Here is a 24,722-nt window from a genome sequence, read left to right as displayed (position 1 = left end):
AATCAGGGATGTCTATTCTGATGCGACAGTCAACAAGATTATTCCGGACAGCAGTGCGCCTGCGCGGGAATGACGGTCTTCAGTGACGGGTACTGATCTGGCTATCAGTTCGCTTGAGCTGCAACCCGCAAGCGCCACAGCGACGTGACCTCTTGCGAGCGCGCCGCGTGCAGCGGATCGTCGGCATCGGTCGCGCGCGGGTGTACCGGGCGCGTGTCGTGGCGCTCGATCACTTCCAGGTTGCCGGCCGCGATCCACTCGAGTAACTGCGCGCGGCTGCGCAAGCCCAGGTGCTCGGCGAAGTCGGACATGATGAGCCAGCCTTCGCCACCGGCTTCGAGGTGCGCCGCCAAGCCTGCCAGGAACGCGCGCAGCATGCGGCTGTCGGGGTCGTAGATCGCATACTCGATCGCCGAGCTTGGCTTGCCCGGCAGCCACGGTGGATTGCACACGACCAGCGGCGCGCGGCCTTCCGGGAACAGGTCGGTTTGCACGATCTCGACCAGCGTGTTCAACGTCAACCGGGCGATGTTCTCGCGCGCACAGCCCAGCGCCCGCGCATCGACTTCACTGGCGAGCACCTGCAGCCCGCGCCGCGCCAGCACGGCCGACAGCACGCCGGTGCCGGCGCCAATGTCGAACGCGCGCTGGGCACCGGCCGGGATCGGCGCCTGCGCCACCAGTTCGACGTATTCGCCGCGCACCGGCGAGAACACGCCGTACCACGGGTGGATGCGCTCGCCGAGCGCCGGGATCATCACGCCCTTGCTGCGCCATTCGTGCGCGCCGATCACGCCCAGCAATTCGCGCAGCGAGGCGACGTATGGTTCGTCGACCGGGCCGTACGCTTCCAGGCAAGCCTGTTGCGCGGCCGGCGCGCGGCGCAGCAGGATACTGTGGTCGGCCTCGAACGGGATCACCAGCATCGCCAGCGTGCGGGCGCGCTGCAACTGGCTCAGGCGATGGCGGTGGAAGGCTTCCGTCGGGGTGGGCGCAGCCTTGCCCGCCTTGGCACGACGGGGCCGCTCGCCCTTGTGGTCGATGCGGCGCGCGAGCGCCTGTACCAGCTGGCGTGCATTCTGGAAGTCGCCGCGCCACAGCAGGGCGGTGCCGTCCAGCGCCAGCCGGTACGCGGCATCGGCGCTCATGGTGTCGTCGGCCAGCACCACCTTCTTCGGCGCGGGCCAGCCGCTTTCCGAACGCCATACGGCTGAGCGGTTGGCGCCGCCTTCGACCCATTCGATGCGTGCCATCGCTTGTTCCCTATTAATGGTGGTGATTCCAGTTGCCGTCGCTCGAGGCGAGGTAGGACGCCACGGCGTCCGGATTGCCAGTGGCGTGGCGCTTGACTTCACCGCAGCCGCAGATGCCCTGGTACGGCTGGATGTGCGAGCAGGCGGAAACTTTTTGCAGGTAGACGGTGACCGGCTTGGTGCATTTTGCGCACTTGAACGTCAGGGTACGGGAAGGTTTCATGATCGTGAAGCAGAGTAAGGGAAAGAGGGCGGCATTTTACACCGCCGGGCCCGGTTTCATTCGACCACCACGGCGCTGCTGCCGCCCCCCGTCGGCCGCACCAGCACCTTGGTCGCGATACGCTCGGTCATCTCTTGCACGTGCGAAATCACGCCCACCTTGCGGCCCAGCGATTGCAGCGCATCCAGCGCGTCCATCGCCACGCCCAGCGTTTCGCTGTCGAGACTGCCGAACCCTTCGTCGATGAACAGTGACTCGACCCGCACCCGGTTCGACGACAGCGACGCCAGGCCCAGCGCCAGCGCCAGCGATACCAGGAACGACTCGCCGCCCGACAGCGAATTGACCGAGCGCACTTCGCCGCCCATGTCCTGGTCGCGCACCATCAGCGCCAGCGACGGCATGCCCTGGTAGCTGACGCGCTCGAGGCGATAGCGTTTTGCCAGTTGCCCCAGATGCGCGTTGGCGTAGCCGAGCAGCACGTCGAGCGTGAATTGCTGGGCGTAGTTGCGGAATTTCTTGCCGTCGCTAGAACCGATCAGCTCGGACAGCTTGCCCCAGCGCTGTTCCTGCACCTGCTGCGCCTCGATCTCGCGCAGGCTCGACTCGGCCGCCACGCGCCGTTCGTCGTCCTGCATCACGCGCATGCGCGCCGAGGTCGACGCTTCGATCGCGGCATGGCGCTCGGCCTTGATGGCCTCGAAGGCCGCGCCGACGGCCTCGAACGGTTGGCTGTGCGGTGGCGCGGACGCCAGGTGCGCCGTGCGCTGGGCGCGCCGCTCGTTCAGGATCGCGCTGGCTTGGCCCACCTCGGTCTCGATCGCGCTCAAGGCGGTGCGCTCCTGCGCCAGCCAGGCCGCGCCCACCTGCAGCAGGCGGGCCAGCTCATCGGTGTTGGCGATGGCATCCAGGCCGTCGAGATCCCTGCGGTAGTCTTCCAGCCAGTCGGCCAGGGCCGCAGCGGCTGCCGCGCCGGCGCTGTCGAGTTGCGCCACGCGTTCGACCAGGCCGGCCAGTGCGGCGCGTGCCGTCGTTTCGCCCTGGGCGGCATTGTTGGCCACCAGTTGACGGGCCGCGAGCAGCTCGCGCGCGCCTGTCACGGCGGCGTTCAATTCGTGCTCGACCTCGCGTGCGGCGCGGCCTGCCCATAGTGCGCCCCGCGCCGTGCGTTTTTGCGTGAGTTCGGCGTCGATGCGCTCGAAGTCGAGGGCAGTACGCGCGCCGGCCGCGTCGATCTCGGCGATGCGCGCCGCGAGCGCGGTCGTTTCCACATCCAGCGTCGCCATCGACGCGGCGGCGCGGGCCAGGAGCTCGGTCTGCTCGCGCCACTGCGCCGCCTCGCCAGCGCGCGCCTGGCGCCAGCCGCTTGCGTCGCGCCGCCATGCCGCTTGCCAGCCATCGCCGTGCGCGCCCGTCAGCGGGGCGTCGAGTTCGGCCAGCAACGCATCGAGTTGCGTGGCAGCTGTCTCCTGGCGCAGCGTGTGCGTCTTGAGTTCGGCCTGCAACTGCGCAGCAGCGGCGCGTTCGGCGTCGGCCTCCTGGCGCCGGCGCGCCAGGTCGGCCTGGGCGGCGTCGACATCGCGCTGCGCCGCGTCGCGGGCGGTGGCAGCGGCGCGCCAGGTCTGCTCTTGCCGGCTCAAGGCGTCCACCGCTTCGCGCAGCGCCTGGCGCTGGGCGCCGAACCAGTCGATGCGTTCTTCTTCCAGCGGTGCGCCGGAGGCGAGTTCGTCGACTTGCCAGGCTTGCTCGAGGCTGGTGACGCGCTCGCCCAGCGTGTTGCGCTCTTGCGCCAATGCCACAAGACGCTCTTGCGCCGCGCCGAATGCCGCATTGCGCTGCGCCTGCAGCGCGCCGTTGTCGCGCACACGCAAGCGGCAGCCCTCGACTTCGGCGCGCAAGCCGGCCAGCATGGTCTTCAGCGTCGCGTCCTGGTGGGCGTACGGGTGCTCGTGGGCGCCGCAGACGGGGCATGGCGCGTCCTCATGCAAGTTGGCGCGCAGGTGTTCGACATCTGCCGCGCATGCAAGTTCGGCCGCCGCCAGCGAGCGTTCAGCCTGCGTCATGGCCGCGTCCAGCAGCGGCGCGGCGCTGCGCGCGTCAGCCAGCCCACGATCGGCGGCGATCCGCGCCGTCTCGACGCGGTCGATGTCGCGCGCCAGCCCCGCGAGCGTGGTGCGCGCGCCCGATAAATCAGTCCAGGTGCGCTCGGCCGCCGCCAACCGTTCTCGGCGTGCATCCAGCGTTTGACGCTCGGCGCCGATCGCCTCGGGATCGAAGCCGGCCAGCGCCGTCATCGCCGCGCGGCGCGTCGCTTCCAGCGCATCGAGCCGTTCGAGGCTCGCCGTCAGCGCACTCATGGCCTGGGTTTCGCGGCCCGCCGCGCCCAGTGCCTGGGCATTGATTGCGTCCAGCGCGACCTTGCCGGCGCTTAGCGTATCGAGCGCGCCTTCGCCCTGGCGCAGCAGTCGTTCCCATTGTTGCCAATCGCCAGCCACGGCGGCCAGCCGCGACTGCGCGGCCAGGCAGGCGGCGGCGCCATCGCGCATCGAGCGCGCGCGCGCCAGGTCATCGGCCTTGGCCTGATGCTGGCCACGCGCCGCGCGCGCCCCCATGCGCGCCGACTCGAGCGCGGACCGCACCTGCGCGTGGTTGGGCGTCAAGGCCAGCAACGCCGCATCGAGCGCCTTGGCGTCATCGAGTTGCGGCGTCGCCGCGCGCAGCGCTTGTTCGGCCGCGTCCAGCTTGCCGACCACCGCATCGACCTCGCCCACGCTGCTGCGCCGCGTCTCGAGCGCCGCGGCCAGCTCGGCCTCCGTCTTGGCGATGGACGAATGGGCCTGGCGCCGCTCCGCTTCCAGGCGCTGCACCTCGAGCGCCAGCGGCCGCGCTGCTTGCACCGCTTCCAGCGTGGCCAGGCGCTGGCGCCGTTCGCCGGCTTCGGCGCGCTGCGCGGTCGCCGCCGTCAGGATCTGCTCGGCCTGTGCTTCGCCTTGCATGAGCTTGTCCAGTTCGTGGTGCCAGCGCAGTTGCCCTTCGAGCAGGGCGTGGCGGTCGTCCAGCGCTTGCCGGGCCAGGTCGGCGTTCGCGCGCTCGATGTCGAGCAGTGTCCGGTCGTCTGGCGCGAGCGGGGCGGCATTGGCCAGTTTTGATTGCAGGAGCTGCGTGCGCAGCTGCTCGGCCTTGTAGCGCTCGAACGCGCGGCGCGAGATGTCGCTGTAGATCGTGGTGCCGGTGAGCGTTTCGAGCAATTCTCCGCGCTCGTTCTCGTCGGTTTTGAGGAACGCCGAGAATTCGTTCTGGGCCAGCAGCACGGCGCGCGTGAACTGCTCGAACGACAGGCCGATGCGCTGCACGATCTCCGCCGCGGCCTCGGTGTTGGTGCCGCCCACCGGAATCAGTTCGGGCAGGCGATTGAGCGAGATCTTTACCGGCTGCAGCGCGCCGTTCGGCTTGTTGCGCGCGCGCCGCACGGCCCAGCGCGCCCGGTAGCGGCGGTCGTCGCTGCCAACGAAGTCGACTTCGGCCCAACCCTCGGCCGCGCCACGGCGCAGCAGGGTACGGGCATCCTGGGCCGTCACGGTTTCTTCGCCGACGTCCGGCAGGCGCGTGCTCGAGCGCTTCAAGAGGCGCGGCGTGTCGCCGTACAGCGCCAGGCACAGCGCGTCGAGCAGGGTGCTCTTGCCGGCGCCGGTCGGGCCGCTGATGGCGAACAGGCCGGCGGACGCCAGCGGTTCGGATTCGAAATCGATGCTGAACTCGCCCGCCAGCGAAGCGAGGTTCTTGCCGCTGATACGCAGGATCTTCATCGCGGCTCGCCCTCCACCGCATGGAACAGCTCGGCAAACGACGCGATCTGCTCGGGTGGCGCTTCGTCACCGTATTTCTGCAGCCACAGCCGGCGGAAGACCTCGTCCGGCTGCAGTTGCGCCAATTGATCCAGGCTCAGCGCCAGGGCCGTATCGTCGGCAGCCACATGCTTGCGGGTCGGCTCGATCTTGGCCAGCCGCACGGGCTTGCCTTCCAGCGCCGCTTCGATGCGTGCACGCAGCCCCGGTTCCGGGCCGTCGAGCAGCACCCGCACTTCCAGATACGGCCAGGCTTGCTGCGGCAGGTCGGGATCGAGTTCTAGCGCGTCGAGCGCTGCCAGGGCGTCATCGAGCGGTGCGGGCAGGGCCGGCACGCGCAGCAGCGCCACCGCGCGCGGCACGAACAGCGGCGCGATCTCTGTCGCCTGGCTGCCGTCGAGGTCGATGCGCAGCACCTGGTGCTGGTAGTTCACCTCGGAAAACGACAGCGGCAGCGGACTGCCGCTGTAGCGCACGTTCTCGCGCCCGCCGACTTTCTGGGCCAGGTGCAGGTGGCCCAGCGCGGCATACGCGATGCTCGGGTCGAACATGCTGCTGGGCAGCGCTTCGGTGCCGCCGATGACGATGCGGCGCTCGGAGTCGTTCGACGACTGGCCATCGACCATATGGCAATGGCCCATGGCGATGATGGCCTGGCCGTCGGTCGCGCGCGCACGCGCCAGCGCATACGCCTGGCGATACAGCAGGGTGGTGCCCTGCAGATAGGGATCGAGGGCGGCGGCTTCGGTCACTTCATCGCCTTCGGCGGCGCGCAGGCGCGGCACGTCGCCCGGGCGCAGGAACGGCACGGCCAGGCACCAGGCCGCCACCTTGCCGTCATGGTCATGCAGCGGCACGAGCAGGCGCTCGAGATCGACCTCTCCATCGGTGCCGCGCAGCACGTTGCCGACGACAATCGTGCCGTAGGCTTCGAGCAATGGCGTCGGCGCTTCCAGCCGGCCTGGCGAATCGTGATTGCCCGCGATGACGACTACCTGCAACTGCGGCACGCGGCTGCGGGCGCGCTGCAGGAAGCGGTACAGCTGGCGGTGGGCGAGCGAGGAGGGATTGGCATTGTCGAAGATATCGCCCGCGATCAGCAGCACGTCGATGCGCTCTTCGTCCAGCGTATCGACCAGCCAGTCGAGAAAGCACTGGTGTTCGTAGATCCGGTCGAAATTGTGCAGGGTCTGGCCGAGGTGCCAGTCGGAAGTGTGCAGCAGCCGCATGGGGGAGTTCTCTATGGAGAAAGATGAAATCGGCGCCTACTATAGCGCAGCAGTCAACCAGCATGCCCAAGCGCGTGCGTAGATTGACGCCCTGTTGCGCAAACGGTCAGAATGGACGAATGAGCGAACTGATTCTGTCGATCGGCGCTGCCCGCGCCTTGCACCTGGCTGCGCAGGACCTGGCCAGCCCGCGCCGGCGCCACGCCACGCAAATGGACGTGCTCGCCGCAATCCGCCGCATGCGCATGTTGCAGATCGACACCATCAGCGTCGTCGCCCGCAGCCCCTATTTCGTGCTGTGGAGCCGGCTTGGCGATTATGACCCGGCCTGGCTCGATGCATTGCTGGCCGACGGCCACCTGTTCGAATACTGGGCCCATGAAGCGTGCTTCGTGCCGATCGAGGATTACGGCCTGTTTCGCCATCGCATGCTCGATCCGGAAGCGATGGGCTGGAAGTATTCGGCGCACTGGATGCACGAGCACGCCGACGAGGTGGCGCAACTGCTGGCGCATATCCGCGCCAACGGACCGGTGCGGGCAGCCGATTTCGAGCGCACCGATGGCAAGGCCGGGGGCTGGTGGGCGTGGAAGCCCGAAAAGCGTTCCCTCGAGGTGCTGTTTACGGCCGGCGCCCTCATGATTGCGCGCCGCCACAACTTCCAGCGCGTGTATGACCTGGCCGAGCGCGTGCATCCGGCATGGCACGACAGCCGGCTGCCGACGCGCGAGGCCGTCGGGCGCGAATTCGTGCTGCGCACCGTGGGCGCGCTGGGCCTGGCGCGGGCCGCATGGATTCCCGATTACCACCGCACGCGCGGCCCGCACGTCGATCCGGCGCGGCTGGCCGCAGAAGGCGCGCTGATCGCGGCGCGGGTCGATGGCTGGCGCGATCCCGTCTACATTCATCCCGACCAGCTGGCGCTGGCGCAGCAGGCTGCGGCGGGCACCTTGAGCGCGCGCGTGACGACCTTGCTCTCGCCATTCGATCCCGTGGTGTGGGACCGCCGCCGCGCGCGCGACCTGTTCGGCTTCGACTACCGGCTCGAGTGCTACACGCCGGCGCCCAAGCGGCGCTACGGCTATTTCACGCTGCCGATCCTGCGGCGCGGGGCGCTGGTGGGGCGCATCGACGCCAAGGCCCACCGCAAGGACGGCGTCTTCGAGCTGCGCAGCATCGCGCTCGAGCCGGGCGTGCGCCCGAGCGCGCGGCTGGCAAGCGACATCGCCGGGGCCGTGGCGCGCTGCGCCAGCTGGCATGGCTGCCCACGCGTCAGCGTGACGGCGGGCGACCCGGCGGCGTTCGCTACCATGTTGCAAGCGATTTTGTGGAAGAAATTGGCCCGTCCTGACCTTGCTCTTATTGTGAAATCGCATTTGATCAACGTCAAACCTGGCGGGGTGCTTGTCTCTAGACTACGAAGTTCCTGTCGCCGGCAACTACGACAAACCACTAGCCGGCCACCCCGAAGCAAGCATCCCCCAGTCGACCCGGCATCGTCGCGCCGAGCGTGCTGGCGGAGCATTGAGAGGAAAAAACATGCTCACTTCCACCTATACGCTGGTCGCGCTGTCCGTCGAACAGTCCCGGGCGCGCGTCGATCTGCAGGCCTTGCTCGAGCGCTGGCGGCCCGCCGCCTGGTGGGGCGAGCCGCCGTCGGCGCGCCAGTACGAAGCGGCGTGCGAGGCGCTGCGCCAGGTCAGCGAAGCGTGCCAGTGGCGCAAGCTCGACAAATTCGTGTTGCCGGCGCTGCGGCGGCGCGGCGAAGACGCTGCCGCACTGGTGGCCCAACTCGATGCGCTGAGCGGGCGTGCCACGGCGGCGCGCATGGCAGCCCAGTGCGCCGCTGCCGAAGGCGATCCTGGCTGCCTCGCGGCGCTCGAACAATGCTGCGAGCTATTGCTCGAGCGCCTCGAGCGTGAAGAACTCGAACTGTTGCCGCTGGCGCGCACGATCATTCCGGGCGACCACTGGTTCACGATTGCCAACCAGATGCTGGCCCATGACACGTACCACAATGAGAACCTGAACAAGATCCGGAGCGCGTGCGGCGGCAGGGTGCGTTCGCTATCTGCTCCAGAAGTTTCAGCGAGGAAATCTGTAATATTGCCGCCCGTATCGCCCATCGCGAATTAAGCTGTTCAGCGGGCGGGACGCACCGGTTGACGCCATGTTCTTTGTTATGATGGCAGTTTTAGCGGTGCGAATTTCTTATGTTCGAATTCCTATTCAAGCGGCAGGGCAAACAGGCCGCGTCCGGCGAGCAGCCGGGCGCCGCCAAGCCAGCCGCGGCGAAATCCGGCGTGGCCCAGCAAGGTAATAACAAGTCAAAGGGTGTGGCAGCCACCGCTGCATCGCAGGCTGCAGCGCAGGCCGCTACACAGGCGGCCGATGCGCGCGCCGCATTGGCCAGTGCCCGCGAGCGCCAGGCCGGGCAGCTCAAGGCGCTCGGCAGCGATGAAGCCGCCGCCGCTGATTTCATTCTGCAATCGCCGTTTTCCGAATTGCGCCTGGCGGCCGCCGAGCTGGTCCACGGCCGCGAGCATCTCGAGCGCGTGTATGGCGCGATGCGCAATGTCGACCGCCGCGTTGCCAAGCTCGTGCATGGCCGGCTCGACGCGATCCGCCACCATGAAGCCGAACTGCGCCGTGGCGAAGACACGTTGGCGCAGGCGCGTGCCTTGCTGGCCGATCTGCTGCTCACGCCCAACCACGTTGGCGAACTCGACCGCAAATGGTCGGTCATCCGTGCGCCCGAGCTGGCCGCCGAGTTCGAGGCCGTGCGGGCCCAGCTCGGCGCGCGTCTCGAATCGCAGGTGCAGTTGCAGCGCGCCATGATCGATCGCCTGGCCGCGCTGCGCCAGCTCGATCTTCAGGGCCTTGACGCCGCCGCCTACGGCGAGACCCTGGCCCGCCTGCAGCAAGAGCAGGCGGCGGCGCTGGTCGACCCCGGCCACGCATCGCTGCCGCGCACGCTGGTGGCCGACGTGACCGCCGAACTGGCGCGCCTGACGGCCAGTCTGGCCACCGTCGAGCAAGACGGCGTGGCCGTGACTGCCCGCGAGGCGGCGCTGACAGCATGGCAGGCGCAGCCGCAGAGCGAGCTCAAAGCCGACACGCTGCGCAAGGAATGGCAACGTTTGCCGGCGCTGCCCGCCAACGTTGCCGGCAATGCGCTGCAAGCGCAGTTCGACGCATTGCTCACGTCGCTCCCGCAGGAAATTCGCAAGCCAAAAGCGGCCCCGGCTGCAAGCAGCGCCGTGCCCGCCCGGGACAAGGGCGCCGATCAACCGTTCCTGGATCAGATGGAGGCGCTCGAAGCCGCCCTGCAGCAAGGTTCGCTTGGCACCGCCGCCGAAATCGATAAGTCGCTGAAGGAAGCCAAGGACAAGGGCGTGCGCCTCACCAGCGCCCAGCTCGAGCACCTGACCCATCTGCGCGCCGACCTGAAACGCCTGTCGGATTGGGCGCGCTGGGGCGGCAATGTGTCGCGCGAAGAATTGATCAAGACGGTCGACACGCTGGCCACGCAAAACCTGCCGATGGGCGAACTGGCCAAGAAGGTCGGCAGCATGCGCGAGCGCTGGAAGGCGCTCGATACCTTGTCCGGCCCGGCGCCGCGCAGCCTGTGGGAGCGTTTCGACGCCGCCTGCAGCACCGCGTACGCGCCGGCCGCCGCGCACTTCCGGCAGCTGGCCGACGAGCGCCACGCGAATGCCGCGCGCGGCCAGGCGCTGGTCGACGAAGCCCAGGCCGAGATCGCGCGCCTGCAACAAACCGAAGCCGACTGGAAACATGTGTCAAGCACCGTGCAGCGCCTGCGCACCGCCTGGAGTCATCTGGGCGCGGTCGACCGTAAAGAAAAGAAGCGTCTCGATGGCTTGTTCGCCGAGGCGCTGACCACGCTGCAACGGCCGCTGGAGGACCAGCGCAAGGTCGAGGTCGCCGTGCGCGAGCAGCTGATCGAAGAAGTCCACAAGCTCGACCCGAACGAACGGCACGCGGTCGACATGCTGCGCGAGTTGCAGAGCCGCTGGCAAGAGCATGCGCGCGCGCTGCCGCTCGAGCGCAAGGCCGAACAGGCGCTGTGGCAGCGCTTCCGCGGCGCCTGCGACGCGCTGTTCGCGGCGCGCAAGGAACACGCGCACGCCGCCGACAGCGAGCGGCGCACCCACGAAGCGGCCAAGGAAGCGTTGTGCGCACGCCTTGAGTCTGCGGCGCTCGATGCCACGCCGTCGAACGTGGCCCGGTTGCTGCGCGAGACGGCCGCCGAATGGCAGGCGATCGGCCCGGTGCCGCGCGCCCACGAAGCGCGCATCGAGAAGCGCTACCACGCGGCCGTGGCCCAGGTGCAGCAGCACGTGGCGCAGGTGCGACGCGCCGCCGACACCGTGCTGGCAGGCGCCGTGCGCGCCAAGCTGCGCCTGATCCAGGCGCTCGAGACCGCGCTGGCCGATCCCGGCAGCAACGCCGGCACCCACACCCAGGGCGACGACTGGCGTGCGCGCTGGGCTGCGCTGGCCCCGGTCGACGGCGGCTATGAGCCCATCCTGCAAAAGCGCTTCGACGCCGCGCTGGCCGCGCTAGAGGGCGACCGCGCCGCGTATGCGCGCCAGCTGCAAGAAAACCGGCCACGCCTGCTCAATGATTTGCTGCGCCTGGAAATCGCCGCTGGTATCGACAGCGGCGCCGAATTCGCGCGCGAGCGCCTGCGTCTGCAGGTCGAGGTGCTGCAGAGCTCGCTCAAATCGGGCCAGAAACCAGGCGGGAACACGGCCGAGTTGCGCGCATTGCTGGCGCTGCCGGCACTGGCCGACGTGCGCACCGAAACGCGCATTGAATGCCTCATGCTGCGTCAGCCGAAGGAAGCGTCATGAACCATGTACGTGTGCAGACCGGCGACTTTGATCTCGGTATTGAGGTGGCGCGCCTGCGTGAGGGCGACGCCCGTGTCGGCGCCGTGGTCGCGTTCGTCGGCACCGTGCGCGACCTGAACGATGGCGCGCAGGTCGCCGCGATGGAGCTCGAGCACTATCCCGGCATGACCGAAAAGGCGCTCGACGACATCGCCGCCCAGGCCGCGGCGCGCTGGCCGCTGTTCGCCACGCTGGTGATCCACCGCGTGGGCCCGCTGTTGCCGCTCGATCAGATCGTGCTGGTGGCCGTGACCGCCGCGCACCGGGGCGATGCGTTCGCGGCCTGCGAATTCATCATGGATTACCTCAAGACGGAAGCGCCATTCTGGAAAAAGGAAGACACCCCGGACGGCGCGCGCTGGGTCGATGCGCGCGTGACCGACGATTCGGCGCGGGCCCGGTGGCAAGTGCCTTGAACTTTCTTGCCGTCGGCCTGGGCGCGGCCATCGGTGCCTGGCTGAGGTGGGGGCTCGGCCTGTGGCTGGGCAGCCTGCATGGAATGGTCCAGATCGGCACGCTGGCGGCCAATCTGCTCGGCGGTTTCCTGGTTGGCTGCGCGCTGGCGTTCTTCGCCGGTCACCCGGCCCTGGCGCCGCACTGGCGCCTGTTCATCGTCACCGGCTTCCTGGGCGGCCTGACGACCTTTTCCAGTTTTTCTGGCGAATCGATGGCGCTGCTCCAGCGTGGCGAACTCGGCTGGGCGCTGGCGCACACGGCGCTGCACCTGATCGGTGCGCTGCTGTGCTGCATGGCCGGCTTTGCCCTCGTGCGTACCCTGCCTGGATAAATCGACGCCGGCACGGCGGTTTCCGCTGATATCGCACGAATGGCCGCCGTGAAGCATGCTAGAGTTCCCGTCGAGTAATTTTACGGGAGCTCGGACATGAATACCAATTACCGGCCCACCGCCGCCTTCGTCGGCGCCTCCTGGGGCGCGCTCGTCATCGGCATGGCCGCCTATCTGATCGGCCTCTGGAATGCCCAGATGCTGCTGAACGAAAAGGGCTATTACCTCGTGCTGCTGCTGTACGGTCTGTTCGCCGCGATCTCGCTGCAAAAGACCGTGCGCGACCGGTCCGAAGGCTTGCCGGTCACCGGCCTGTACGCCACGCTGTGCTGGTTTTCGCTGATGGCGTCGATCGGGCTGCTCGGGATCGGCCTGGTGAACGCCACGCTGGCGCTGAGCGAAAAAGGCTTTTATGCGATGTCGTTCGCGCTGGCGCTGTTCGCCGTCGTGGCCGTGCAAAAGAACGTGCGCGATTTGCAGGCGGCCGGGCCGGCGCCGGAATCGAAGCTGTCCGATCACTGAGTTCGCTGCGCGAACTGGCGGATGCGCTGCGCTTGAAAAGCATCCGCTCATCCCAATCTTGCACTGCATACAAGAACAACTCTCAGGAGTATCAGCATGCGGCAAGATAAACTGACGACCAAGCTCCAGGAAGCGCTGGCGGATGCCCAGAGCCTGGCGGTCGGCAACGATAACCAATATATCGAGACGGTGCACCTGCTGGTGGCGCTGTTGAACCAGGACGATGGCAGCGCGCGCTCGCTGCTGCAGCGCGCCGGCGTGAATGTCGGCGCCCTGACCAATGCGCTGAAGGCTGCGCTCGAGCGCCAGCCGAAGGTCACCGGCACGGGTGGCAACGTCCAGGTTGGACGCGACCTGATGGGACTGCTCAACATGGCCGACCGCGAAGCGCAAAAGCGCGGCGACGGGTTCCTGTCGTCCGAGATGATCCTGCTGGCGCTGCTCGACGATAAATCGGACGCAGGCCGCCTGGCCCGTGAAAACGGCCTGGCGAAGAAGTCGCTCGAGTCGGCGATCCAAGCCGTGCGTGGTGGCGAGGGCGTCAATTCGGCTGAAGCCGAAGGCCAGCGCGAGTCGCTCAAGAAATACACGCTCGATCTGACCGAGCGCGCCCGCGCCGGCAAGCTCGATCCGGTGATCGGCCGCGACGATGAAATCCGCCGCGCGATCCAGGTGTTGCAGCGCCGCAGCAAGAACAATCCGGTGCTGATCGGCGAGCCGGGCGTGGGCAAGACGGCCATTGTCGAAGGCCTGGCCCAGCGCATCGTCAATGGCGAAGTGCCCGATTCGCTCAAGGGCAAGCGCGTGCTGTCGCTCGACATGGCGTCGCTGCTCGCGGGCGCGAAGTTTCGCGGCGAATTCGAAGAGCGCCTGAAAAGCGTGCTCAAGGAACTGGCGCAGGACGAAGGCCAGACCATTGTCTTCATCGACGAGCTGCACACGATGGTCGGCGCCGGCAAGGCCGAAGGCGCGATGGACGCCGGCAATATGCTGAAACCGGCACTGGCGCGCGGCGAGCTGCACTGCGTCGGCGCGACCACGCTCGACGAGTACCGCAAGTACGTCGAGAAGGACGCCGCCCTCGAGCGCCGCTTCCAGAAGATCATCGTCGACGAGCCAAGTGTGGAGGCGACAATCGCCATCCTGCGCGGGCTGCAAGAGAAATACGAGCTGCACCACCAGGTCGACATCACCGACGCGGCGATCATCGCCGCGGCCGAATTGTCGCACCGCTACATCACCGACCGCTTCCTGCCCGACAAGGCGATCGACCTGATCGACGAGGCGGCGGCCAAGATCAAGATCGAGATCGATTCCAAGCCCGAAGTCATGGACCGCCTCGAGCGGCGCATGATCCAGCTGAAGATCGAGCGCGAAGCGGTGCGGCGCGAAACCGATGAAGCTTCGCAGCGGCGCCTGGAATTGCTGGGTGACGAAATCACACGCCTGGAGCGCGAGTACAACGACTTCGAAGAAATCCTGAAAGCCGAGAAAGCAGCGGTGCAGGGCACCACGCATATCAAGGAAGAGATCGAGCGCATTCGCTACCAGATGGAAGAAGCGCGCCGCCAGAGCAACTGGCAGCAGGCGTCCGAACTGCAATACGGCCGTTTGCCGGAACTCGAAGCGCAATTGCGCGATGCCGAAGCGAGCACCGCGCGCGCCGAAGCGGATGGCCAGAAACCGAAGCTGCTGCGCACGCAGGTGGGCGCCGAGGAAATCGCCGAAGTGGTCTCGCGCGCAACGGGCATCCCCGTCACGCGCATGCTGCAGGGCGAGCGCGACAAGCTGCTGCACATCGAGGACGAGCTGCACAAGCGCGTGGTGGGCCAGGATGAAGCGATCGAGGCGGTGTCCGATGCAATTCGCAGGTCGCGCGCCGGCCTGTCGGATCCGGATCGGCCCTATGGCTCGTTCATGTTCCTGGGCCCGACGGGTGTTGGCAAGACCGAGTTGTGCAAGGCGCTGGCCGGCTTCCTGTTCGACACGCAGGACGCGATGATCCGCATCGACATGAGCGAATTCATGGAAAAGCATTCGGTGGCCCGCCTGATCGGGGCGCCGCCGGGGTATGTCGGCTATGAAGAGGGCGGGTACCTGACCGAAGCCGTGCGGCGCAAACCGTACAGCGTGATCCTGCTCGACGAGATCGAGAAGGCGCACCCGGACGTGTTCAACGTGCTGCTGCAGGTGCTCGACGACGGTCGCATGACCGATGGCCAGGGTCGCACCGTCGACTTCAAGAACACGGTGATCGTGATGACGTCGAACCTCGGTTCGCACCGCATCCAGGCGATGGACAGCGACGAGCCGGCGGTGGTGAAGATGGCCGTGATGGCCGAGGTGCGCGGGCACTTCCGCCCCGAGTTCATCAACCGCATCGACGAGATTGTCGTGTTCCACGCGCTCGACGAGAAGAACATCGGCGCCATCGCCCGCATCCAGTTGCAGATCCTGGAAGCGCGCTTGGCGAAGATGGACATGACGCTCGACATCGACGAAGAGGCGCTGCAAAAGATTGCCGAAGCAGGTTATGACCCGGTGTATGGCGCGCGTCCTTTGAAGCGCGCGATCCAGCAGCAGATCGAGAATCCGCTGTCGAAGGCGATCCTGTCGGGCCGCTTCGGGCCGAAGGATGTCATTCCGGTGCGGGTGCGCGGCGGCGAGCTGACGTTTGGCGAGCTGACGGTCGAACTGGCCAACTAAACGACGTGGAAGTGTGGTGACAAGGGCGCGGCGTTTGCCGCGCCCTTTGTCGTTTCTTGACGATAAATAAGATGCGGTATTTCAGGATGCGAAATGATCTTCGTGCGATGTGGAATCTGCAGCATTGAAGCAGAGTGATTGGCTTCCAGTGTAAGAAATTTGATTTCACATCACGATAACGTCGAAGCAAGTCTTTGATATTTATCACGAAAATTTCAGTCGTATGTCTTATAGAAGACTGATGGTGCCGCGCACAAAGACCTTATGATGGTCTCAACGGATTCGCATTCTTCATCAATCGTTTATCACTCTCAGGAGAACTCACCATGACCACCACCCGTGAACAGCAAATCGCCGAACTGCAACAAGACTGGGACACCAATCCACGCTGGACGGGCGTCGTACGCAATTACACTGCTGCCGACGTCGTCCGTCTGCGCGGCTCGGTGCGCATCGAACACACGCTGGCCAAGCGCGGCGCCGAAAAGTTGTGGAACCTGGTCAATGATGAACCTTATGTAAACGCCCTCGGCGCGCTGACCGGCAACCAGGCCATGCAGCAGGTGAAAGCCGGCCTGAAAGCGATCTACCTGTCGGGTTGGCAAGTGGCCGGCGACGCCAATGCGGCCGGCGAAATGTACCCGGACCAGTCGCTGTATCCGGCCAACTCGGTGCCGTTGGTCGTGCGCCGCATTAACAACACCTTCCAGCGCGCCGACCAGATCCAATGGTCGGAAGGCAAGGACGACATCGATTACTTCGCCCCGATCGTCGCCGATGCCGAAGCCGGTTTCGGCGGCGTGCTCAATGCCTACGAGCTGATGAAGTCGATGATCGAAGCGGGCGCGGCCGGCGTGCACTTCGAAGATCAACTGGCATCGGTCAAGAAATGCGGCCACATGGGCGGCAAGGTGCTGGTGCCCACCCGCGAAGCCGTCGAAAAGCTCAACGCGGCGCGCCTGGCGGCCGACGTGATGGGCACGGGCACGCTCGTGATCGCCCGCACCGACGCCGAAGCGGCCGACCTGCTCACGTCCGACGTCGACCCCAACGATCAAGAGTTCTGCACTGGCGAGCGCACGGTCGAGGGTTTCTTCCGCGTCCACCCGGGCGTTGACCAAGCCATTTCGCGCGGCCTGGCCTATGCGCCATATGCCGATCTGGTCTGGTGCGAAACCGGCAAGCCCGACCTCGAATTTGCACGCCGCTTCGCCGACGCGATCCATGCCAAGTTCCCTGGCAAGATGCTGGCCTATAACTGCTCGCCCTCGTTCAACTGGAAAAAGAACCTCGACGACGCCACCATCGCCAAGTTCCAGCGCGAGCTGGGCGCGATGGGCTACAAATTCCAGTTCATCACGCTGGCCGGTTTCCACTCGCTCAATTACGGCATGTTCAACCTGGCCCATGGCTATGCACGCCGCGGCATGTCGGCCTTTGTCGAGCTGCAAGAAGCCGAATTCGCTGCCGCCGAACAGGGCTTTACGGCCGTCAAGCACCAGCGCGAAGTGGGCACCGGCTACTTTGACGCGGTAACGCAAGCCATCCAGCAAGGCCAGAGCTCGACCACCGCGCTGCATGGCTCGACCGAGGACGAGCAGTTCTTCGAAGAGAAAAAAGTCGCATAAAACACGCGAATTGCTGGTGCACGGGCCGCAACCTCACAAGGGTTGCGGCCTTTTTTTCGTCTCGCGCAAACAGCGCCGATTCCCAGCCCCGGGCGGTTGTAGTGGATAATGGCGTCTAATACCGCCGCCAGTTTCGCGCGGCAACGTCACTTTTAGGAATTCCAGCTTATGTTGAGCTACCGCCACGCCTTCCACGCGGGTAACCACGCCGATGTCCTCAAACACTTCATCCAGGTGCAACTGCACGGGTACATGAATCAGAAGGATGCGGCGTATACCTATATCGACACCCACTCGGGCGCCGGCGTGTATGCGCTCGACAGTTTCCAGTCGACCAAGACCGCCGAGTTCGACACTGGTATCGGCCCGCTGTGGTCGCTTACCGACGTCCCGGCGCCGCTGAAGGAATACCTTGACCTGATCAAGGGCATGAACCCGAGCGGCAAGATGCGCTACTACCCGGGTTCGCCCTATGTCGCCGAGCAAATGGCGCGCGAGCAGGATCGCCTGCGCCTGTTCGAGCTGCACCCGGCCGATTGCAAGATCCTGGCCGATAATTTCCGTAAGCTCGACGCCCACAAGGCCGAGCAGGGCGAGCGTTCACGCGGGCGCCGCGTGATGATCGACCGGGGCGATGGTTTCGACAGCATGAAGGCGCTGCTGCCGCCACCGTCGCGCCGCGCGCTGGTGCTGATCGACCCGCCGTACGAAGTCAAGGACGACTACAAGCGTGTGAAGGAAGCGCTCGACGATGCGCTGGTGCGCTTCCCGAGCGGCATCTTTGCGGTCTGGTATCCAGTGCTGCAGCGCATGGAGTCGCGCCAGTTTGCCGACCGCCTCAAGCGCGTGCCGGCCAAGGAATGGCTGAACGTCACGCTGACGATCCAGACCCCGACCCCGGACGGTACCGGCATGCACAGCAGCGGCATGTTCATCCTGAATCCGCCGTACACGCTCGAACCAATCCTGCGCGAAGTGCTGCCGTACCTGGTGCGGGTACTGGGCAAGGACGCCGGCGCGCGTTTTACCATCGACAAGGGTACTCAAGTAACGGGTACGGCACTGGGCCGCAGCGCCAGCCGCACCGACGGCAGCATGGCCGGCATGCCGCGTCAACCGATCGGCAACGCGCGCCGCGCCAGCCCGCTGTCGGGCAAGGGCAGTCTGCGCCTGCCGGGCCAGGTGATGCCGCGCGAAGGCGACGAGCCGGCAGCGCTGGCCAAGCCATCCCGTACCGGCACGGGCCGTCCGACGCAGGAAACCGGCCGGCCGGGCGGGGCGCCGCGCACGAGCGCGCCACGCAGCGCAGCCCAAGGCGCCGCCTCGAGCGCAACGCCACGCACTGCACCACGCGATGGCGCCAAGCCAGCCCCGCGCGCACCGCGCACAGGCGGCGATCGCCCGACCACGCCAGGTGCACCGCGCACTGGTCGCACCCGCCAGGGCGGTGGCCGCGGCTAGTGTTCGATTCGATGTCGAAATGCTAAGATTGGCATTTTTGTAGTATAGTCGGCGCAGGTGGCACGCGTGTGTGTGTGTCGCCAGCGCCGCGCTACCGTCGCGACAGTTTCCAGGAGTAACATTTCAATGCATGCTGATGCAACGGCAGCGGTCTCCGTGCCGTCTGACGATTTCTTCCTCGCACGGCAACCGATTCTCGGGCGCGACCAGCAATTGCTGGCGTTCGAGCTGCTGTTTCGCGCCGCCGGCGAGGATGAAGACGCCAAGCTGACGGACGGCGCCGCAGCCACGGCCGCCGTCATTTCGCATGCGTCCCAGCTTGGCATGGAGCAGGTGGTTGGCGAGCAACTCGCCTTTGTCAACGTCGACGCCGTCGTGTTGATGAGCGACTTCGTGCGCTTCCTGCCGCCGCACAAAGTCATCCTTGAAATCCTGGAAACTGTGAAGCCGACGCCGGAATTGCTGGTGCGCGTGGCCGAGCTGAAAGATCTTGGCTTCAAGTTTGCAGTCGATGACGTCATCGAACATTCGAGCGACCTCGATCAACTGGTCTCGCTGATCGACATCATCAAGGTCGACATCAAGGGTGTGGCGCCGGACGCGCTGGCGCAACTGGTAACGTCGCTGAGCAAGACGGGCAAGCGCCTGCTGGCCGAAAAAGTCGAGACGATCGACGAGTTCAAGCTGTGCATGGAACTCGGCTTCGAATACTTCCAGGGCTATTATTTTGCGCGCCCCGTGATCCTCAGCGGCCGCAAGATCGCGCCGACCGAAGTTGCACTGCTGCGCCTGCTGGAACTGGTCAACTCGAACGCCGACAATCAGGCCATCGAAACGGCCGTCAAGCGCGACGCCCTGATCAGCCTTAACCTGCTGCGCCTGGTGAATAGCCGCGCGGTGCCGGGCGAGCGCATCGACACGCTGTCGCAAGCGCTTACCGTGCTCGGCCGGCGCCAGCTTGGCCGCTGGCTGCAGATCCTGCTCTACACGGCAGCGGGCGCGCAAGTCTCGCTCGATTCGCCGCTGCTGCAGCTGGCGACCACGCGTGGCAAGCTGCTCGAACTGATGACCTTGCGCGTGCGCCCCGGCGATACGGCCAGCGCCGACCGCGCCTTCACGGTCGGCATCATGTCGCTGGCCGAGGCGTTGTTTTCGGTGCGGATGGCCGACATCCTGGCGCACGTCGACATCGCGCATGACGTACGCGACGCGCTGATCGACCGCGACGGCGACTTCGGCACGATGTTGCGCATCGCCGAGCTGCTCGAAGCGGCCGAAGGTGGCCGCAAGCTCAATGCAGAGCTCAAGAAGATTGGCCTGACGGTGGCCGAGGTGCGCGAGATCGAGTTGGCCGCCTTTGACTGGGTGCGCGAGCTGACCCACGACGTGCACTGAGTTTTTACTTCCCCTTTATTGCCCCAGCAGCAGGAACACGGTCGGCTTCTTGTGGAAGTCCGGCCCCTGGTTCGCCGCCAGCGCGGCCTTCCACTTGGCCGCCGTCAACGTGCGCACCGACTCGCTCGGCAACGACAGGTCGGTCGCCACGCACACCAGCGTGCCTGGCTGGCAAGCCGCCACCAGTGCGTCGAGCATCGCGCTATTGCGGTACGGCGTCTCGATGAACAGTTGCGTCTGGCGTTCGTTGCGCGAGCGCGTTTCCAGTTCGCGGATGCGTTTCGTGCGCAGCGCCGCGTCGGTCGGCAGATAGCCGTTGAAGGCGAAGCTCTGGCCGTTCAGGCCGCTGGCCATCACGGCCAGCAGCAGCGACGACGGTCCGACCAGCGGGCGCACGGCAATGCCATGCTGGTGCGCCAGGCGCACGAGGTCGGCGCCGGGATCGGCCACGGCCGGCACGCCCGCTTCGGACACCAGGCCTGCATCGCGCCCGGCCAGCAGCGGCGCCAGTAGTTGCGTCAGCGCGGCGGCCGGCGTGTTCACGTTCAGTTCGGCGATCTCGATCTCTTGCAGCGGCTTGGCCAGCGGATGGTCGATGGCGATCAGCTTCAGAAAGGCGCGCGCGGTCTTGGCGTTTTCGGCCACAAAATAGTCGAGCGTGCTGGTCAGTGCTTGCACCTGCGTCGGCAGCAGGCCGTTCAGGCAGCCGGGCGCGGCGTCGAGTGGGCCGAGGGTATTGGGGATCAGGTACAGGGTGCCGGGCATGGGTGGTTTCTGGTAAATGTTCAGGTGCCGAAGAAGCGCACGCCGGCGCGCCGCAGCATGCCGGTCAGGGCGATGAGCGGCAAGCCGGTGAGGGCGGTCGGGTCGTTCGAGTGGATGTGTTCGATCAAGGCAATCCCCAGGCCTTCGTTCTTGGCGCTGCCGGCGCAATCGTACGGTTGTTCGATGCGCAAGTAGGCGTCGAGTTCGGCGTCCGGCAAGTCGCGAAAGCGCACGCGCACCTGCACGTTCTCGACCTGGGCGGCGGCTGCGGGCGCGTCGATGCGGCCGTCCCACAGGCACAGCGCCGTGTGAAACACGACTTCGCGTCCGCGCATCAGTTGCAACTGGGCCAGTGCGCGGGCGTGGTCGCCCGGCTTGCCGATCTGCAGATCGTCGAGCGTGGCGACCTGGTCCGAGCCGATCACGAGCGCGCCCGGATGCAGGCGCGCCACGGCCTCGGCCTTGGCACGCGCCAGGCGCAGCGCGGTTGCTGGCGGCGTCTCGCCGGGCAACGGGGTTTCGTCCAGATCGGGTGCGATCGCCTCGAACGGCAGGCCCAGGCGGCCCAGCAATTCGCGCCGATACGCCGAGCTCGATGCAAGAATCAGACGCGGAAGGGGAGAACTTGGTATCATGCTGCGCTCCAGATAAATCGACGGCGACGCCACAGTTTCATGGCGCTGCGCTGAAAAGCCTGCTATTATCGCAGGTTTTCCGGGACGACTTTCTACATGAGCGCTTTCATCATTGATGCCTTCGAGTTTTGCAAGAGCGACGGTTTTCGTGAAGGCAGCACGCCACTGGTTGAGATGACCCGACTGGCAGCAGAGAGTTCCGAAAAAGGCGGCGAGATCCGCTGGACGATGCAGGGTGGGCAAACCCGTCATGGTTATCCGTCGCTGACCCTCGAGGTCGCCGGTCACGTGAAACTGGAATGCCAACGTTGCCTGCAGCCCATGGACTACGACATCGATTCGTCGACCATGCTGGTGCTGGGCAAGGATGACGAAGATGCCGATGCCATCGAGATCGTTCTCGACGACGACAGCATCGACGTGATCGTCGGCAGCCGCACCTGCGATATTCGCCAGTTGCTCGAAGACGAAGCGCTGCTGGCCCTGCCGCAGTCGCCGAAGCACGATGTCTGCCCGGATACGAAGCTGCTGGACAGCCTGAAGAATGAGAAGCCGTCGCCATTTGCCGGCCTCAAGAATCTCAAGACAGAATGATTTAGCACCAAACATAGCAGGATCGGTTTCGCAGTACGGTGGCGGCAGCGTAGAAAGAATGTCGCCCAAAATTTGCAAAGAATGTGTCAAACGCGTGCAGCGCTCGAGGTTGGCATTGGTAGTAGAAGTAGACGGAAACGTGTCGGCAATCCCGGGGGTCATCCTTGAAGATTGCTGCTGGGATACTCGATGCGCAATCGTTGCACGTCGAATGTGTTAAAATTTTAGAACTTAGTATTAGGAGTTATCATGGCTGTTCAGCAGAATAAGAAATCCCCATCGAAGCGCGGTATGCACCGTTCGCACGACTTCCTGGTTGCACCAAACCTGGCAGTCGAGCCAACCACCGGCGAAACGCACCTGCGTCACCACATCAGCCCTAACGGTTTCTACCGTGGTCGCAAGGTCCTGAAGACCAAAAACGACGAGTAATCGACGTCCTGGCTTTTAGCACCATGAAAGCGGCGCAACGTATGTTATCTGCGTGGCGCCGCTTTTTCTTTGGCATCTGCTCAGGCATTGTTGGCATCAAGGGCAAGCGTTTCGCCCCGTCATGTTGAGCAGCGCGGATCCTGTGCGCCTCCCGGCAACAAACCGATCCCATCTGGCCGCCAGTCCTGTGTGAGCCGCGGCATCCCCAATACATGACCATAAAAATTTCCATTGACTGCATGGGTGGCGATCACGGCCCATCAGTAACTATTCCGGCAGCAATCTCGTTCCTGAAAAAGCAGGATGACGCCGAGCTCGTGCTCGTGGGCGTCGAGGATGTGCTGCGCGCGGAACTCAAGAAGCACCACGCGGACAAATTGCCGCGTCTTACGATCAAGCACGCGTCCGAAATCGTCGCGATGGACGATCCGATCGAAGTGGCCCTGCGCCGCAAGAAGGATTCGTCGATGCGCGTGGCGATCGAGCTGGTGAAAGACGGCAGTGCCAACGCCTGCGTCTCGGCCGGCAATACGGGCGCCCTGATGGCCGTCTCGCGCTACGTTCTCAAGACGATGCCAGGCGTCGACCGTCCGGCGATCTGCTCGATCTTCCCCAACCAGAAAAACGGCCCGACCTATATCCTCGACCTGGGTGCCAACGTCGATTGCGAACCGCATCACCTGCACCAGTTCGCGATCATGGGGTCGGTCCTGTGCTCGGCGATCGAAGGCATCCCGCGCCCGACCATCGGCCTGCTCAATGTCGGCACCGAAGACATCAAGGGCAACGAAGTGGTCAAGGCCACCGGCGTGCTGCTGCGCGACGATGCCGCCCGCGGCAAACTCAATTTCCATGGCAATGTCGAAGGCAATGACATCTTCAAGGGCACGGTCGACGTCGTCGTGTGCGACGGTTTCGTCGGCAACGTGATGCTCAAGGCGATCGAAGGCCTGTCGCGCTTCATGAAGACGACCTTCAAGGCCGACATCATGTCGATGGTTGGCGCCGTGTTCGCACGCAAGGCCCTGAAAAAACTCAATCCCGAGCGCTACAATGGCGCCGGTCTGCTGGGTCTGAAGGGCCTGGTGTTCAAGAGCCACGGCAGCGCGAATGCCTATTCGTTCGAATGGGCGATCAAGCGCGCCTACGAGGCCGCGCACAATAATGTGCAAGAGCAGTTGTCGGCCTTGATTACCGAGCTGATGCCGAATTCAACGGGCGCTGCCGCAGCGCCCACGCCGGTGCTCGACTCCGTGCCAACGATCGAGCGCCAGGCGCAATAACCCAGCAGGATGGTGAAGCAATGACCCTGTACAGCAAAATCACCGGCACCGGCAGCTATCTGCCGGCCAACCGTGTCACCAATGAAGCGCTGGCCACCCGGTTGGCCGCGCAGGGCGTCGAGACGTCGCACGAGTGGATCGTCACCCGCAGCGGCATCGAGGCGCGCCACTTCGCCGCCGCCGACGAACTCTCGTCCGACCTGGCCGTGCACGCCGCGCGCCAGGCGCTGGCCATGGCCGGGCGCGATCCGGGCGACGTCGACCTCGTCATCGTTGCCAGTTCCACTCCCGATTTCCACGGCAGTTTCCCCAGCACCGCCTGCATCGTCCAGCAAAAGCTGGGCATGGCCAATGGCAGCGCCGCCTTCGACGTGCAGGCGGTGTGCAGCGGCTTCGTGTATGCGCTGTCGACGGCCGACGCATTCATCCGCGCCGGCAACCACAAGCGCGTGCTCGTGATCGGTTCCGAGATCTTTTCGCGCATCGTCGACTTCAATGACCGCGGCACCTGCGTGCTGTTTGGCGACGGCGCCGGCGCAATCCTGCTCGAAGTATCGAACGAGCCGGGCATCCTGGCGACCAAACTCCACGCCGACGGCAGCCATGCCGACATCCTGTCGATTCCGGGCAATCTGGCCGGCGGCGCGATCGCCGGCAGCGGCTACCTGCAGATGGACGGCCCGGCCGTGTTCAAGCTGGCCGTGTCGGTGCTGGAGAAGGTCGCGCACGAAGTGCTCGATACGGCAGGCATGACAGCCGACCAGATCGACTGGCTGGTGCCGCACCAGGCCAATATCCGCATCATGAACGGCACCGCCAAAAAGCTCGGCCTGCCGCCCGAAAAAATGGTTGTCACCGTCAATGAGCACGGCAATACCTCGGCCGCCTCGATCCCGCTGGCGCTCGACCAGGCAGTGCGCGATGGCCGCATCAAGCCGGGCCAGAACGTGCTGATGGAAGGCGTCGGCGGCGGCTTTACCTGGGGCGCGGTGCTGGCGCGCATGTAAGCCAGCGCTGTCGCCACAAGAACAACACATTACGAAAAGAA

At 65.6% G+C, this 24,722-nt stretch carries 19 protein-coding genes and 1 pseudogene; 14 read left to right on the top strand and 6 right to left on the bottom strand.

Annotated features, from left to right (window positions below; all coding sequences use genetic code 11):
* Positions 1–104 precede the first annotated feature (104 nt).
* The 4 genes from AB2N08_RS22035 to AB2N08_RS22020 are packed head-to-tail and all read right to left on the bottom strand — an operon-like array spanning position 105 to position 6,550.
* Entirely contained in the window at positions 105–1,253 is a 1,149-nt protein-coding gene (locus AB2N08_RS22035; protein ID WP_367613045.1) for a methyltransferase, read from the bottom strand.
* A 13-nt stretch (positions 1,254–1,266) separates the two neighbouring features.
* Positions 1,267–1,476, bottom strand: coding sequence for a hypothetical protein (locus tag AB2N08_RS22030; protein WP_367613044.1), 210 nt, complete (start codon positions 1,474–1,476; stop codon positions 1,267–1,269).
* A gap of 56 nt (positions 1,477–1,532) precedes the next feature.
* Positions 1,533–5,282, bottom strand: coding sequence for an AAA family ATPase (locus AB2N08_RS22025; RefSeq protein WP_367613043.1), 3,750 nt, complete (start codon positions 5,280–5,282; stop codon positions 1,533–1,535).
* Positions 5,279–6,550 carry an exonuclease SbcCD subunit D C-terminal domain-containing protein gene (locus tag AB2N08_RS22020; protein WP_367613042.1) on the bottom strand — a complete coding sequence of 424 codons (1,272 nt, stop codon included), beginning with the start codon at positions 6,548–6,550 and terminating at the stop codon, positions 5,279–5,281. The genes AB2N08_RS22025 and AB2N08_RS22020 overlap by 4 nt, the downstream gene beginning before the upstream one ends.
* A 119-nt stretch (positions 6,551–6,669) precedes the next feature.
* Between AB2N08_RS22020 and AB2N08_RS22015 the strand changes: the two are divergent.
* From AB2N08_RS22015 to AB2N08_RS21970, 10 genes and pseudogenes are all read left to right on the top strand, one after another.
* Positions 6,670–7,878, top strand: a pseudogene (locus AB2N08_RS22015) (winged helix-turn-helix domain-containing protein); the annotation flags it as partial.
* Positions 7,879–8,449: 571 nt separating this feature from the next.
* The gene (locus tag AB2N08_RS22010; RefSeq protein WP_367613041.1) at positions 8,450–8,686 is read left to right on the top strand and encodes a hypothetical protein; all 237 of its coding nucleotides are present in this window, start codon (positions 8,450–8,452) and stop codon (positions 8,684–8,686) included.
* A gap of 77 nt (positions 8,687–8,763) precedes the next feature.
* On the top strand, positions 8,764–11,427 hold the full coding sequence (locus AB2N08_RS22005; RefSeq protein ID WP_367613040.1) for a DUF349 domain-containing protein: 2,664 nt from the start codon (positions 8,764–8,766) through the stop codon (positions 11,425–11,427).
* Positions 11,424–11,882: a molybdopterin synthase catalytic subunit MoaE gene (moaE, locus tag AB2N08_RS22000; RefSeq protein WP_367613039.1), complete on the top strand. Its 459-nt coding sequence runs from the start codon at positions 11,424–11,426 to the stop codon at positions 11,880–11,882. The genes AB2N08_RS22005 and moaE overlap by 4 nt, the downstream gene beginning before the upstream one ends.
* Positions 11,879–12,253 (top strand): fluoride efflux transporter CrcB, encoded by a 375-nt coding sequence (gene crcB / locus AB2N08_RS21995; protein WP_367613038.1) that lies wholly within the window; start codon positions 11,879–11,881, stop codon positions 12,251–12,253. Before moaE ends, crcB begins: the two co-directional genes overlap by 4 nt.
* Positions 12,254–12,349: 96 nt before the next feature.
* Positions 12,350–12,775: an inner membrane protein YiaA gene (gene yiaA, locus AB2N08_RS21990; protein WP_367613037.1), complete on the top strand. Its 426-nt coding sequence runs from the start codon at positions 12,350–12,352 to the stop codon at positions 12,773–12,775.
* A 96-nt stretch (positions 12,776–12,871) separates the two neighbouring features.
* A complete protein-coding gene (gene clpB, locus AB2N08_RS21985; protein WP_367613036.1) occupies positions 12,872–15,481 on the top strand; it encodes an ATP-dependent chaperone ClpB in 2,610 nt (869 codons plus the stop codon).
* A gap of 326 nt (positions 15,482–15,807) precedes the next feature.
* A complete protein-coding gene (gene aceA / locus AB2N08_RS21980) occupies positions 15,808–17,109 on the top strand; it encodes an isocitrate lyase (protein WP_367613035.1) in 1,302 nt (433 codons plus the stop codon).
* A 168-nt stretch (positions 17,110–17,277) separates the two neighbouring features.
* Positions 17,278–18,570 (top strand): 23S rRNA (adenine(2030)-N(6))-methyltransferase RlmJ, encoded by a 1,293-nt coding sequence (locus AB2N08_RS21975; protein WP_367613034.1) that lies wholly within the window; start codon positions 17,278–17,280, stop codon positions 18,568–18,570.
* A gap of 126 nt (positions 18,571–18,696) precedes the next feature.
* Positions 18,697–19,965 (top strand): EAL and HDOD domain-containing protein, encoded by a 1,269-nt coding sequence (locus AB2N08_RS21970; RefSeq protein WP_367613033.1) that lies wholly within the window; start codon positions 18,697–18,699, stop codon positions 19,963–19,965.
* A 15-nt stretch (positions 19,966–19,980) separates the two neighbouring features.
* Here the strand turns inward: AB2N08_RS21970 and AB2N08_RS21965 are convergent, their stop codons facing one another.
* Positions 19,981–20,730, bottom strand: a complete 750-nt coding sequence (locus AB2N08_RS21965) for an SAM-dependent methyltransferase (protein WP_367613032.1) — start codon at positions 20,728–20,730, stop codon at positions 19,981–19,983.
* A gap of 20 nt (positions 20,731–20,750) precedes the next feature.
* Positions 20,751–21,365 (bottom strand): Maf-like protein, encoded by a 615-nt coding sequence (locus tag AB2N08_RS21960; protein WP_367613031.1) that lies wholly within the window; start codon positions 21,363–21,365, stop codon positions 20,751–20,753.
* 96 nt (positions 21,366–21,461) lie between these two features.
* On the opposite strand from AB2N08_RS21960, the gene AB2N08_RS21955 reads away from it, so the two are divergent.
* The 4 genes from AB2N08_RS21955 to AB2N08_RS21940 all read left to right on the top strand — a co-directional run bounded on the left by AB2N08_RS21955 (position 21,462) and on the right by AB2N08_RS21940 (position 24,681).
* The gene (locus AB2N08_RS21955) at positions 21,462–21,959 is read left to right on the top strand and encodes a YceD family protein (RefSeq protein WP_367613030.1); all 498 of its coding nucleotides are present in this window, start codon (positions 21,462–21,464) and stop codon (positions 21,957–21,959) included.
* A 249-nt stretch (positions 21,960–22,208) separates the two neighbouring features.
* A complete protein-coding gene (rpmF, locus tag AB2N08_RS21950) occupies positions 22,209–22,391 on the top strand; it encodes a 50S ribosomal protein L32 (RefSeq protein ID WP_028104096.1) in 183 nt (60 codons plus the stop codon).
* A gap of 212 nt (positions 22,392–22,603) precedes the next feature.
* Positions 22,604–23,674 carry a phosphate acyltransferase PlsX gene (plsX, locus tag AB2N08_RS21945; RefSeq protein ID WP_367613029.1) on the top strand — a complete coding sequence of 357 codons (1,071 nt, stop codon included), beginning with the start codon at positions 22,604–22,606 and terminating at the stop codon, positions 23,672–23,674.
* Positions 23,675–23,694: 20 nt separating this feature from the next.
* Positions 23,695–24,681, top strand: coding sequence for a beta-ketoacyl-ACP synthase III (locus AB2N08_RS21940; RefSeq protein ID WP_367613028.1), 987 nt, complete (start codon positions 23,695–23,697; stop codon positions 24,679–24,681).
* Positions 24,682–24,722: the final 41 nt, after the last annotated feature.

Source organism: Massilia aurea (genome assembly GCF_040790145.1).
GTDB lineage: Bacteria > Pseudomonadota > Gammaproteobacteria > Burkholderiales > Burkholderiaceae_D > Telluria > Telluria aurea_C.
The sequence above is the reverse complement of the archived record's forward strand: the minus strand, read 5'-3'. Positions and strand labels throughout refer to the sequence as shown.